General features: G+C 63.2%; 10 protein-coding genes. 2 read left to right on the plus strand and 8 right to left on the minus strand.

Features of this window, described 5'->3' with window-relative positions:
- Positions 1–247 precede the first annotated feature (247 nt).
- The 8 genes from OWC48_RS25875 to urtA form a co-directional block, all read right to left on the minus strand.
- Positions 248–1,288, minus strand: coding sequence for an aliphatic amidase (locus tag OWC48_RS25875; protein WP_063979998.1), 1,041 nt, complete (start codon positions 1,286–1,288; stop codon positions 248–250).
- 55 nt (positions 1,289–1,343) lie between these two features.
- Positions 1,344–1,721 (minus strand): zinc ribbon domain-containing protein, encoded by a 378-nt coding sequence (locus tag OWC48_RS25880; protein WP_282522498.1) that lies wholly within the window; start codon positions 1,719–1,721, stop codon positions 1,344–1,346.
- A gap of 93 nt (positions 1,722–1,814) precedes the next feature.
- Positions 1,815–3,044, minus strand: a complete 1,230-nt coding sequence (gene fmdA / locus OWC48_RS25885) for a formamidase (protein WP_282522499.1) — start codon at positions 3,042–3,044, stop codon at positions 1,815–1,817.
- A 28-nt stretch (positions 3,045–3,072) separates the two neighbouring features.
- On the minus strand, positions 3,073–3,762 hold the full coding sequence (gene urtE, locus OWC48_RS25890) for an urea ABC transporter ATP-binding subunit UrtE (protein WP_071909047.1): 690 nt from the start codon (positions 3,760–3,762) through the stop codon (positions 3,073–3,075).
- A gap of 252 nt (positions 3,763–4,014) precedes the next feature.
- Positions 4,015–4,770 carry an urea ABC transporter ATP-binding protein UrtD gene (urtD, locus tag OWC48_RS25895; RefSeq protein WP_007615920.1) on the minus strand — a complete coding sequence of 252 codons (756 nt, stop codon included), beginning with the start codon at positions 4,768–4,770 and terminating at the stop codon, positions 4,015–4,017.
- 64 nt (positions 4,771–4,834) lie between these two features.
- Positions 4,835–5,977, minus strand: coding sequence for an urea ABC transporter permease subunit UrtC (gene urtC / locus OWC48_RS25900; RefSeq protein ID WP_282522500.1), 1,143 nt, complete (start codon positions 5,975–5,977; stop codon positions 4,835–4,837).
- 18 nt (positions 5,978–5,995) lie between these two features.
- Entirely contained in the window at positions 5,996–6,922 is a 927-nt protein-coding gene (urtB, locus tag OWC48_RS25905) for an urea ABC transporter permease subunit UrtB (protein WP_014491162.1), read from the minus strand.
- Positions 6,923–7,046: 124 nt separating this feature from the next.
- Entirely contained in the window at positions 7,047–8,306 is a 1,260-nt protein-coding gene (urtA, locus tag OWC48_RS25910) for an urea ABC transporter substrate-binding protein (protein ID WP_282522501.1), read from the minus strand.
- A gap of 171 nt (positions 8,307–8,477) precedes the next feature.
- Between urtA and OWC48_RS25915 the strand changes: the two genes are divergently transcribed.
- Together OWC48_RS25915 and OWC48_RS25920 are read left to right on the plus strand one after the other, a co-directional pair.
- Entirely contained in the window at positions 8,478–11,849 is a 3,372-nt protein-coding gene (locus tag OWC48_RS25915) for an ATP-binding protein (RefSeq protein ID WP_282522502.1), read from the plus strand.
- The gene (locus OWC48_RS25920) at positions 11,833–12,759 is read left to right on the plus strand and encodes a response regulator (RefSeq protein WP_282522503.1); all 927 of its coding nucleotides are present in this window, start codon (positions 11,833–11,835) and stop codon (positions 12,757–12,759) included. Before OWC48_RS25915 ends, OWC48_RS25920 begins: the two co-directional genes overlap by 17 nt.
- The last annotated feature ends 94 nt before the right edge of the window (positions 12,760–12,853 follow it).

Here is a 12,853-nt window from a genome sequence, read left to right on the forward strand (position 1 = left end):
GGCCGGCAGAACTACGGTTCCTCGAGAATCAGCCAACGGGACCGCAACTTAGGCAGATTCAACAACTCATGTTGCAACCGAGCCACGGTTTTTGCCGGGCTCAATTCCTACCCCGCGCATGCGTCCATGCGTCAGAATGTCCGTTCCATGTACAACTGTTCACATCTTGGCTGATCATCCGGGGCCGCGCCGTGCCCCCGTTCCTCGGCGCATTCGCATGAATGGCAAGCACGCCGTCCGCAACGGCTCAGTAATTGCTCGCCGCCGAGCCATTCGGGATGCCGTCGATCGGACATTCCTCCGTCCCCGGCGTGGAGCGGGTCATCGCCTCGACCATGTCCCGCGTCCCTTCCGGATCGGCGATCCAGTTCTTGTAGAAATCATAGGGGCACGCCGCGACGCCGCGCGGGCTTTCGCCGGAATTGATCATGCCGGTGTAGCCCCGGTGGACCAGCTTGTAGAGATGGTTCTGCGACTGGCCGTTGCGGCGCGCATCGCGGATCAGATGTTTCGACAGTTGGGCATATTGGATGCCGTAGTCCTCCTCGCCGCACTCGCCGAGCGTGCGGCCGTCGAAGCCGATGATCGCGGAGTGACCGAAGTAGGAATAGACGCCGTCGAAGCCGGCGGCGTTGGCGACGGCAACATAGACATTGTTGGCCCACGCCATCGCCTTGGAGATCATGACCTGCTGCTCCTTGGCCGGATACATGTAGCCCTGGCAACGCACGATCAATTCGGCGCCCTTCATGGCGCAGTCGCGCCAGATCTCCGGAAAGTTGCCGTCGTCGCAGATGATCAGGCTGACCTTCATCCCTTTCGGGCCGTCGGAGACATAGGTGCAATTGCCGGGATACCAGCCCTCGATCGGCACCCACGGCATGATCTTGCGGTACTTCTGCACGATCTCACCCTTGTCGTTCATCAGGATCAGGGTGTTGTAGGGCGCCTTGTGCGGATGCTCCTCGTGGCGTTCACCGGTCAGCGAGAACACGCCCCAGACTTTCGCCTTGCGGCAGGCCTCCGCGAAGATCGCGGTCTCTTCACCGGGCACCGCGGAGGCGGTCTCGTACATCTCCTTGGAGTCGTACATGATGCCCTGGGTCGAGTATTCCGGGAAGATCACGAGGTCCATGCCGGGCAGACCCGCCTTCATGCCCACCAGCATGTCGGCGATCTTGCGGGCGTTGTCGAGCACCTCGGCCTTGGTGTGCAGGCGGGGCATCTTGTAGTTCACCACTGCAACACCGACGGTGTCGTTGCTGCTTGAAATGTCACCGTGAAGCATTTTGAGCGCTCCTGTCTTTTATTTGTTTGGGGTTGCCGTCGATCGAGCGACCGAGTTAGTGGCTGATCATCCAGGGGCGCGCGGTCGGAAAGCCCTTGGCGCCGCTCCTGCTCTTGGTCATCAGCCGCGCGGGCTTTGTCTTGTCCGTCGAGCTCTTGTCCTTCACGGTCTTGCCCGACGAACAGCAGCCGCAGCCGGGGCCATGCGAGGCCTTGTATTGCGCGAGCGTCTGCGGCGCATGCGTGCTGCGCTCGTTGACGGCGTGAGCCTTGCGCTTCTCCGCCGGCATGCAGAAGAAATTCGGCGCAGTCAGGATCACCCGCGGCGCCATGGTCTCGCAGTGCGGACAGCTTTGCGGATCGTCGCATTCCGCCATCGGGCGCAGGTCCTTGAACGGCCCGCAATCGTCACAGAGATATTCATAGACCGGCATCGCATCATCCCTACGCTGTTGCCTGTGAGAGAATTCCGCGGCGGATGCGGGGCGGCAAAGTCGCGCCGTCCCGCATCCTGTCGCGCAGGGAGACTATTTGTCCGGCGAGATCGGCATCTGGATATCGCCGGTGATGTGCTTGATGGGTCCTGCCGCCGAGGGCATCACGTCGAAGTCGAAGATCTCGGTCGGCAGCCATAGCGTGGCGCAGGCATTGGGCACGTCGACCACGCCGGAGATGTGGCCCTGGCACGGCGCGGTGCCGAGGATCGAATAGGCCTGGGCGCCGGAGTAGCCGAACTTCTTCAGATACTCGATCGCGTTGAGGCAGGCCTGGCGATAGGCGATGTGGACGTCGAGATAGTGCTGCTTGCCGGCCTCATCGACCGAGATGCCCTCGAAGATCAGATAGTCCTTGTAGTTCGGCGTGATTGGCGACGGCTTGAAGATCGGATTCTTGATGCCGTATTTCGCCATGCCATCCTTGATCACTTCGACCTTCAGATGCAACCAGCCGGCCATCTCGATGGCGCCGCAGAAGGTGATCTCGCCATCGCCCTGGCTGAAGTGCAGGTCGCCCATCGAGAGACCGGCGCCGGGCACGTAGACCGGGAAGTAGATCTTCGAGCCGCGCGAGAGATCCTTGATGTCGCAATTGCCGCCATGCTCGCGCGGCGGCACGGTGCGCGCACCCTCGGCACCGATCTTGTCCTTGACGTCGCCCTTGGCGCGGCCGCCATGAGCGGTCGCCGCGAACGGCGGATTGGCAAGACCAGGCACGCGGGTCGGGTTGGTCGCGATCAGCTCGGCCTCGCGCTTGTTCCAGGTTTCCAGCATCTTCGGATCGGGCAGGCAGCCAATCAGGCCAGGATGGATCAGGCCGGCGAAGTTGACGCCGGGCACGTGACGCGACGAAGTGTAGAGACCCTTGATGTCCCAGATCGACTTCTGCGCCAGCGGGAAATGGTCGGTGAGGAAGCCGCCGCCGTTCTGCTTGGAGAAGAAGCCGTTGAAGCCCCAGAGGCTCTCCTTCATCGGGCCGACGTCGAGCAGGTCGACGACGAGGAGGTCGCCGGGCTCGGCGCCCTTGACGCCGATCGGACCGGACAGGAAGTGCACGATCGACAGGTCGATGTCGCGCACGTCGTCGGCGGAATCGTTGTTCTTGATGAAGCCGCCGGTCCAGTCATAGGTCTCGATGATGAAGTCGTCGCCGGGATTGACCCAGGCCACGATCGGGATGTCGGGGTGCCAGCGGTTATGCACCATGTCATTTTCGTAAGCCGATTTGGTGAGATCGACCTTGATCAGTGTCTCTGGCATCGAGATGCTCCCCTTTTTACACGGTTGGTTAGACGGACAGATATTTCGAGACCTGCGCGGCATCGACGGCGTCGCGCGGATCGTCGCGGACGATCTCGCCGTTCTCGATCACCAGCACGCGGTCGGCGATGTCGAGCGCGAAGCTCAGGACCTGCTCCGACACCACGATCGAGAGCCCCTTTTCGTCGCGGATGCGCTTCAGTGTGCGCGCCATGTCCTTGATGATCGACGGCTGGATGCCTTCGGTCGGCTCATCCAGCAGCAACACTTTCGGCTTGGTCGCGAGCGCACGCGCGATCGCAAGCTGCTGCTGCTGACCGCCGGAGAGATTGCCGCCGCGACGGCCCTTCATCTCCAGCAGCACCGGAAACAATTCGTAGATGTCGGCCGGAACCTCGGTCCCGCCGGAGACGACGAGGCCGGTCTCGATGTTCTCCTTCACCGTCATGGTCGAGAAGATCATGCGGCCCTGCGGCACATAGGCGAGGCCCTTGGCGACGCGCTCGTAGCTCGGCAGGCCGCCGAGCTCGGCACCGTCCATCGTCACCGAGCCGCTCTTGGCGGGAAGGATGCCCATCAGCGACTTCATCAGCGTGGTCTTGCCCATGCCGTTGCGGCCCATGATCGCAACGATCTCGTTGGGCGCGACCTTGACGTTGAGCCCGTGCAGCACCTCGCTCTGGCCGTAGGCGACGTGAAGATCGGAAATTGCCAGCATGATCGCTTCCTAAATCCGTGTGAATTCTGGTGAGGCCGCTCTGCCGTGAACTTTCTTCCTTCTCCCCTTGTGGGAGAAGGTGGCGCGGGCGAAGCCCGCGACGGATGAGGGGTCTGCATCCGCGGATACGAGAGGCAGCTTGACTCGCGGAGAGATACCCCTCACCCGGATCGCTCGCGCGATCCGACCTCTCCCACAAGGGGAGAGGTGGACCGTCATTTCCGCAGCAGACTCGCTCGACTTCATCATGTCTCAATGGCCCAGATAGACTTCGACGACCTTGGGGTCGTTCTTCACCTTCTCCATGGTGCCCTCCGAGAGGATCTGGCCCTGGTGAAGCACGGTGACCTTGTGCGCGATGTCCTCGACGAATTTCATGTCGTGCTCGATCACCAGAACCGAACGGTTCTTGATGATGCGGTTGAGCAGCTCGGCGGTCTTGGCGCGCTCGGACACGCTCATGCCCGCGACGGGCTCATCCAGCATCAGCAGATCGGGATCCTGGATCAGCAGCATGCCGATCTCGAGCCACTGCTTCTGGCCGTGGCTGAGCAGATCGGCGTTCACGTTGAGCCGATCCTTCAGGAAGATCATCTCGGCGACTTCGTGCACCCGGTCGCGCACGGCGGCGTCGCGGGTGAAGGTCAGCGCGCCGAACACCGAACGGCCGCGCGGATAGGAGATCTCCAGATTCTCGAACACCGTGAGGTCGTCGTAGATCGACGGGTTCTGGAACTTGCGGCCGACGCCGGTCTTGACGATCTCGTTCTCGCGCATCCGCGTCAGCTCCTTGCCACGAAACTGGATCGAGCCCGACGTCGCTTTGGTCTTGCCGCAGATCAGGTCGAGCACGGTGGTCTTGCCGGCGCCGTTGGGACCTATGATGACGCGGATCTCGTTCTCGTCGACGTAGAACGAGAGATCGTTGACCGCCTTGAACCCGTCGAACGACACGGTCAGTGCCTCGACGGCGAGCAGGAATTCCTTGGGCTGGTGACCGACGAGCATAATCTATCTCCTCACTGCCAGCGTGGCATCGGCATCGTGGTGACCTACGAGCATGATGATCTCCTCACTCGGCCGGGGCGCCGTCGGCGACCGAGCTGTCGGTCCACCCGTCGGGTTTCGGTTTGCGCGATGAGATCAGGCGATCGATGCGTGGCTGCACATAGTCGCCCCAGATCCCGGCAAGACCGTTCGGGAAGGCCAACACCACGGCGATGAACAACCCGCCGAGGCCAAACAGCCACAATTCGGGAAAGGTTTCCGACAGGCTGGTCTTGGCGAAGTTGACCAGCAGCGTGCCGTAGACCGCGCCGAGGATCGAGAGCCGGCCGCCGACCGCGGTGTAGATCACCATCTCGATCGAGGGCACGATGCCGACGAAGGACGGCGACATGAAGCCCACGTTGAGCGCGAACATGGCGCCGCCGATCGCAGCGAACATTGCGGCGATGCAGAAGGCGAAGATCTTGAAGTTCGCGACGCTGTAGCCGGAGAAGCGGACCCGGTCCTCCTTCTCCCGCATCGCGACCAGGATGCGCCCGAGCTTGGAGTGCCGGACGAACTGCGCGATCATGATGCAGGCGAACAGCAGTCCGACTTCGAAGAAGTACAGCACGATCTTGGCGTGGTCGGGCCGGATGTCCCAGCCCTTCAAGGTCCGCAGGTCGGTCATGCCGTTGATGCCGCCGGTGTAGCCCTGCTGTCCCACGATCAGGATGGTGAGGATGGCCGCGACCGCCTGGGTGATGATGGCGAAGTAGGTGCCGCCGACCCGGCGCTTGAACATCGCGGTGCCGATGATGAGAGCGAAGATGCCGGGCACGAGAATGATGGCGGCGATCGTGAAGGTGAGGCTGCTGAATGGCTTCCAGAACAGCGGCAGCGCGGTGATCTGATTCCAGTCCATGAAATCAGGGATACCCGGCGTCGACTGGATCTTGGTGTTCTCCACGCTCGAGGCCTCGAGCTTGAGGAACATCGCCATGCAGTAGCCGCCGAGCCCGAAGAACACGCCCTGGCCGAGGCTGAGAATGCCGCCATAGCCCCAGCAGATCACCAGCCCCAGCGCGACGAAGGCATAGGTCAGGTATTTCGCGACCAGATTGAGCCTGAAGACATCGAGTGTGAGCGGCAGGACCACCACCAGGAAGACCGCGAGCACCAGAATTCCGAAGAACTCCGATCGGTTGAAGAAGCGATTGTCGGTCATTGCATCAGCCCCAGTTTCTCACTTGCGGACCTTGAGGGCGAACAGCCCTTGCGGCCGCAGCATCAGGATTCCGACAACTGCGAGCAGCGTCAGCACTTTCGCCATCGAGCCCGACATGAAGAACTCGAGGGTGGATTGCGTCTGCGAGATCGAGAAGGCCGAGGCGATGGTGCCGATCAGACTGGCGGCGCCGCCGAACACGACCACCAGGAACGTGTCGACGATGTAGAGCTGTCCGGAGGTTGGCCCGGTGGAGCCGATCATCGTAAAGGCGCTGCCGGCGACACCGGCGATGCCGCAACCGAGACCGAAGGTGTAGCGATCGACCTTTTCGGTGTTGATACCCACCGCCCCGGCCATGATGCGGTTCTGCACGACGGCGCGGACCTGGCGGCCCCAGCGCGACTTGTACATGACATAGGCGACGCCGATGGTGATCAGCACGGTGAGGCACATCACGAAGACGCCGTTGATCGGCACCTCGATGCTGTCGGTGACGTGCAGCGAGCCGAGCATCCATTGCGGCAGCTCGACGCCGACCTCGCGCGCGCCGAACACGGAACGATAGGCCTGCTGCAGCATCAGGCTGAGGCCCCAGGTCGCAAGCAGCGTATCGAGCGGGCGCTTGTAGAGATGCCGTATCAGCACCCATTCCACCAGCATTCCCAGCGCGCCGGATGCGACGAAGGCCAGGATCATCGCCAGGAAGAAGTAGCCGCTGAACAGGCTCGGCAAATAAGCTTGGAAGAAATTCGACGTCATCCAGGTGACGTAGGCCCCGAGGATCATGAACTCGCCATGGGCCATGTTGATGACGCCCATCTGGCCGAAGATGATCGCAAGACCCAGCGCCATCAGGACGTAGACCGAGAACAGGATCAGTCCCGCAAAACCCTGCATGACGAAGATGGAGCCAAGATCACCAAGCGAGTAGTCGCCGAACATCGATGTCCTCCGTCAGGGATAAGGTCCCGCGTCGCGAGCAGGTTCGCGACGCGGGGGTCTTGGGCGTGGATTTGCGGTCCACGCCAGGGAGAGGCTTTGGAGAAAGCGCGACTGATGCCGCGACTTACTGATAGCCCTTGGGGAAAGGATCCGGCTCGACGAGATCGGCGGTCTCGTAGATCAGCTCGAACTGGCCATCGAGCTTGGCGCGTCCCACCCGGGTCTTCGACCAGAGGTGATGGTTTTCGTGGATGCGGACATAGCCTTCCGGCGCACCCTTGAACTCGACGCCGGGCGAGGCCGCCGCGATCTTGTCGACGTCGAACGAGCCCGCCTTCTCCACCGTCAACTTCCACAGCCACGGGCCGAGATAGGCAGCCTGGGTGACGTCTCCGATCACGGTCTTCTCGCCCCACATCTTCTTGAACGCGGGCACGAACGTCTTGTTGTTGGGATTGTCGAGCGACTGGAAGTACTTCATGCAGGCATAGGCGCCCGCGATGTTCTCGCCGCCGATGCCGTCGATTTCGTCTTCGGTCACCGAGATCGTCAGCAGCGCCTGCTTGGAGAGGTCGATGCCGGCCGCCTTGAGCTGCTTGTAGAACGCGACGTTCGAGCCACCGACGACGTCGGTGAAGATCACGTCGGGCTTGGTCAGCTTGATCTTGTTGATGACCGAGTTGAACTGGGTGTTGCCGAGCGGATAATATTCCTCGCCGACGACCTTGCCCTTGAGCACGTTCTCGACGTGCTTGCGCGCGATCTTGTTCGAGGTGCGCGGCCAGATGTAGTCGGAGCCGATGAAGAAGAACGATTTTGCGCCCTTCTCCTTGGCGATCCAGTTCAGGCCGGCGAGGATCTGCTGGGTCGCCTCCTGGCCGGTGTAGATCACGTTCTTGGACTGCTCGAGGCCCTCGTAGAAGGTCGGGTAATAGAGCATGCCGTTGTACTGCTCCATGACCGGCAGCACCGCTTTGCGCGAGGCCGAGGTCCAGCAGCCCATGATGGCCGCGACCTTGTCGTTGACGAGCAGCTTCTTGGCCTTTTCCGCAAAGGTCGGCCAATCGCTGGCGCCGTCCTCCTGGATGAACTTGATCTTGCGCCCGAGCACACCGCCCATGGCGTTGATCTGCTCGATGGCGAGCTTTTCGGCCTCGATCGAGCCGGTCTCGGAGATGGCCATGGTGCCGGTCGCCGAGTGCAGGATGCCGACCGTCACCTCGGTGTCCGTGACCGCCAGGCCCGTCGTGTTGACCGCCGAGGTCGCCGGGGCCTGCGCAAAGGACGCCCGCGGCAGCATCGTGATAGCAGGCAGGGCGGCCATTCCCATCAATAGTTTACGCCGGAGCGGCAACAACAGGCCCTTGTTTGCTTCGTCTGACATGAGCACCCCACTGTTTGTTCGAGGACACGCGATTGGTGCCGTGAGGATGGCTCGAATTTGTGCAGCGCAAGCATACGCAAGATCGCGTATACTGCACCGCAAAATACCGACGTAGGCTTTTGGTACGGAATTTGCGAGGCGTCCGGGTCCGTATCGGGAGTGGGGTCACGAGTGGCAGGGCGGCAGCGAATAGATCGCGTCAGGCGCCAGTACAACCAGTGGGTCGCCAACCAGACGCTGGAAGACTACGCGCTGCGCTTCACCGCCAAGAGCGCGCGCCGCTGGTCTGCCGCCCGCGTCGCCAACACAGCACTCGGTGCCATCTCCTTTCTGGCGCTGGAAGCGATCGGCGGCACCATCACGCTGAACTACGGCGTCACCAACGCCAGCGCCGCGATCCTCGTCGTCTCCACCATCATCTTCTTCTGCGGCGTGCCGATTGCCTATTACGCAGCCAAATGCGGCATCGACATTGACCTGCTCACCCGCGGCGCCGGCTTCGGCTATATCGGCTCGACCGTGACGTCGCTGATCTACGCCTCCTTCACCTTCATCTTCTTCGCCATCGAGGCGGTGATCCTGGCCACGGCGCTGGAGATGTGCTTCGGCATTCCGCGCCCGATCGGCTACCTCGTCAGCGCGGTGGCGATCATTCCGCTCGTGACCTATGGCATCACGCTGATCAGCCGCTTCCAGCTCTGGACGCAGCCGATCTGGATCATCCTGCACATCCTGCCCTTTGCCGCGATCGCCTGGGCCAACCCCTACTCGTTCACGGAGTGGCGCAAGTTCGCCGGCGAACATGGCGACCCGAGCGGGCATTTCGATCTGCTGCTGTTCGGTGTCGCATCCTCCGTGGTGTTCTCACTGGTGGCGCAGGTCGGCGAGCAGGTCGACTTCCTCCGGTTTTTGCCGCGCGACCGCCGCACGTCGCGAACGTCGTGGTGGATCGCCCTGCTGATCGCGGGCCCGGGCTGGATCATCTTCGGCGCACTGAAATTGTTGCTGGGCTCCTTTCTCGCCTTCTTTGCGCTGAGCCACGGCCTCTCGGGCGAGCTGGCGGCCGAGCCCGCGCACATGTATCTTGAAGCGTTTCGCTACGTGCTGTCGCAGCCGGACCTGGCGCTGGCGCTCACCGGCATGTTCGTGATCCTGTCGCAGCTCAAGATCAACGTTACCAACGCCTATGCCGGCTCGATCGCCTGGTCGAACTTCTTCTCGCGTCTGACGCACAGCCACCCCGGCCGTGTCGTCTGGCTGGTGTTCAACGTGATGGTGGCTCTGCTCCTAATGGAGATCGGCGTCTACAAGGCGCTGGAGCAGACGCTGGCGCTCTACTCCAACGTTGCAATCGCCTGGGTCGGCGCGCTCGTCGCCGATCTCGTCGTCAACAAGCCGCTTGGCCTGCGCCCGCCGCAGATGGAGTTCAAGCGCGCCCATCTCTACGACATCAATCCGGTCGGCGTCGGCGCGATGACGATCGCGACCATCGTGTCGATCGCGGCGTTTTACGGCCTGTTCGGCCCGACCATGAAGGCGCTCGCAGCCTTCGTCGCGCTGACGGTCGCCTTCGTCACCGCGCCTGTCATCGCCTGGCTCACCGACGGAAAATACTACATTGCGCGCAAGCCGAAGAAGAGCTGGGCCAATATCGAGTCGATCCAGTGCTGTATCTGCGAACACAGTTTCGAGCCGGAGGACATGACGTCCTGCCCCGCTTACGCCGGCCCGATCTGCTCGCTGTGCTGCTCGCTCGATGCACGCTGCCACGACCTCTGCAAGCCGCATGCGCGGGCACAGGTGCAGTTCGCCGAAGCGCTCGGCAAGATTCTTCCCGAACCGATCTATCGGCGGATCAACTCGCAGTTCGGCCACTATATCGGCGTGTTCGTGGTCTCCGCCGGCCTCGTCGCGCTGGTGCTGGGGCTGATCTATCTCCAGACCTCGGCGAGCGCGCCTGGCGAGAACATGCTTGTCTCGAACGTGCTCTGGAAGGTGTTCTTCTCGCTCAGCATCATCATCGGCGTGGTGGCCTGGCTGTTCGTGCTGGCGCAGCAGAGCCGCCGCGCCGCCGAGGCCGAGACGCGGCGGCAGACGACGCTGCTGATCCAGGAGATCGACGCGCACAAGCGCACCGACGCCGAGCTTCAGCGCGCCAAGGAGGTCGCCGAATCCGCCAACCTCGCCAAGAGCCGCTACGTGGTGGGGCTGAGCCACGAGCTGCGCTCGCCGCTGAACGCGATCAGCGGATATGCCCAGCTCCTGGAGCAGGACGCAACGCTCAGCACCAAGCCGCGCGACCAGGTCCGCGTGGTTCGCCGCAGCGCCGATCACCTCTCCGGCCTGATCGACGGCATTCTGGATATTTCCAAGATCGAGGCGGGGCGCCTGTATCTGTCGCGCGACGAGGTGCGGCTGAGCGATTTCCTCGACCAGCTCGTCGGCATGTTCCGTCTCCAGGCGGCCGCCAAGGGCATCGACTTCGTGTTCAGGCGGCCCGCGCATTTGCCGGTCGTGGTCTACGCCGACGAGAAGCGGCTGCGCCAGGTGCTGATCAATCTGCTCTCCAACGCGATCAAGTTCACCCAGACCGGCAGCGTGCAGTTCGTCGTGCACTATCGCAGCCCCGTTGCCGAGTTCGAGGTGATCGACACCGGCCCCGGCATCCAGGGCGACGACCTCGAGCGCATCTTTGCGCCCTTCGAGCGCGGCGCGCTCGGCGTCTCGCAGCCGCAAACCGGCACCGGGCTGGGCCTGACCATCAGCCGGCTGCTCGCCGGCGTCATGGGCGGCGACATCAAGGTCCTGAGCACGGTTGGCGCCGGGAGCACCTTCAAGGTCAAGATCCTGCTGTCGGAAGTCGCCAATCCGCTGCGCATCGCGCCGGTGGAGGCGCCGGTCTCCGGCTATCGGGGCGCACGCAAGACCATCCTCATCACCGACGACGACCCTGTGCATCGCGATCTCCTGCGCGAGGTGCTGGCGCCGCTCGGCTTCATCCTGCTCAGCGCACCCGATGGGCCAGGATGCCTCGCGCTGGCGCAGCATTGCCGGCCCGACCTGTTCCTGCTCGACATCTCGATGCCTGCCATGGACGGCTGGGCCGTCGCGGAGGCCTTGCGCGCAAGCGGCCATCACCAGGCGCGCATCCTGATGGTGTCGGCGAGCGCGCTGGAGGCTCACGGCACGCCGCTGGCGCAACCCTTCCACGACGGCTATCTGATGAAGCCGATCGACATTCCGCGGCTGCTGGAGACGATCCGCCAGCTTCTGAAGATCGAATGGCAGTACGGCTCGGACCAGATCGCGGTGCCGTTCTGGCGGCCCGAGAGCGGATCAAGGCCACCGGTGCGGCACATCGAGGCGCTGATGGGGCTCGGCCAGATCGGCTACGTCAAGGGCATCCAGTTGAAGCTGGACGAGATCGGCAGCGAGCACCCCGAGCATGCCGACTTCGTCGCGGAAATGCGGTCGCTGGTCGACCGCTTCGATCTCGACCGGTACATGGCCACATTGAAGACGTTGCATGCGCATGAGCATTGAGTCGAGGAAGCGCGATGTCGCGCTCGTTGTCGATGACTCCCCGGAGACGCTGCGGCTGCTCACCGATGCGCTCGACGGCGCCGGGATGACGGTGATGGTGGCGCTCGACGGCGCGGCCGCGATGCGCATCGTCGACCAGATCACGCCCGACATCGTGCTGCTGGACGCCGTGATGCCCGGCATGGACGGATTCGAGACCTGCCGCCGGCTCAAGCGCGATGCGGGCGTTGCCAACGTGCCCGTGATCTTCATGACGGGCCTTGCGGAGACCGAGCACATCGTGCGCGGGCTGGAGGCCGGCGGCGTCGACTACGTGACAAAACCGATTGTGATCGAAGAGATGCTGGCGCGCATCCGTGTCCATCTCGGCAATGCCCGCCTGACCCAGAGCGCGCGCGCCGCGCTCGACGTCTCCGGCCGCTTCCTGTTCGCGGTCAACCGCCAGGGCCACATCCTCTGGGCCACCCCGCAGGCGCAAAAACTGCTGGCCGATCACCATGACGCGCAGACCGACGACTTCGTCCTGCCGCCATCACTCCTGCAATGGCTGGAGCAGGCGAAGGACAAGGGCAGCTCGAAGTCGCAGGCGGCTCCCCTGCCCGACAATCCGCAACTGCGGCTCTACTACATGGGCGAAACCGCGCCGAACGAGTTCCTGCTGCGGCTGTCCAAGGAGTCCGGCTCGGCGCCGCCGCCCGAATTCACCAGCGAGCTCGGCCTCACCACCCGCGAGGGCGAGGTGCTGGCCTGGCTCAGCAAGGGCAAGACCAACCGCGACATCGCGCAGATCCTGGGCTTGAGCCCGCGCACCGTCGACAAGCACCTGGAGCAGATCTACGCCAAGCTCGGCGTGGAAAACCGGACCGCGGCGGCGGCGATTGCAACGAATGCGACGAGACGGAATTCGTGAGCATGTTGTTGAGTTGAACCGCCGCTCGCCTCACAAGCGGTGTCGTCCCGGACAAGCGCAGCGAAGCGAAGCGCCGATCCGGGACCCATAACCA

Origin of the sequence: Bradyrhizobium sp. Arg816 (assembly GCF_029989365.1) — a bacterium.
Classification (GTDB): domain Bacteria; phylum Pseudomonadota; class Alphaproteobacteria; order Rhizobiales; family Xanthobacteraceae; genus Bradyrhizobium.

Bases quoted from the DNA above. Each gene is read 5' to 3' on its own strand.
- urtC (WP_282522500.1), bottom strand. From the start codon at position 5,977: ATGACCGACAATCGCTTCTTCAACCGATCGGAGTTCTTCGGAATTCTG.
- urtB (WP_014491162.1), bottom strand. From the start codon at position 6,922: ATGTTCGGCGACTACTCGCTTGGTGATCTTGGCTCCATCTTCGTCATG.
- OWC48_RS25875 (WP_063979998.1), bottom strand. From the start codon at position 1,288: ATGCTTCACGGTGACATTTCAAGCAGCAACGACACCGTCGGTGTTGCA.
- fmdA (WP_282522499.1), bottom strand. From the start codon at position 3,044: ATGCCAGAGACACTGATCAAGGTCGATCTCACCAAATCGGCTTACGAA.
- urtD (WP_007615920.1), bottom strand. From the start codon at position 4,770: ATGCTCGTCGGTCACCAGCCCAAGGAATTCCTGCTCGCCGTCGAGGCA.
- OWC48_RS25880 (WP_282522498.1), bottom strand. From the start codon at position 1,721: ATGCCGGTCTATGAATATCTCTGTGACGATTGCGGGCCGTTCAAGGAC.
- OWC48_RS25920 (WP_282522503.1), top strand. From the start codon at position 11,833: ATGCGCATGAGCATTGAGTCGAGGAAGCGCGATGTCGCGCTCGTTGTC.
- urtE (WP_071909047.1), bottom strand. From the start codon at position 3,762: ATGCTGGCAATTTCCGATCTTCACGTCGCCTACGGCCAGAGCGAGGTG.
- urtA (WP_282522501.1), bottom strand. From the start codon at position 8,306: ATGTCAGACGAAGCAAACAAGGGCCTGTTGTTGCCGCTCCGGCGTAAA.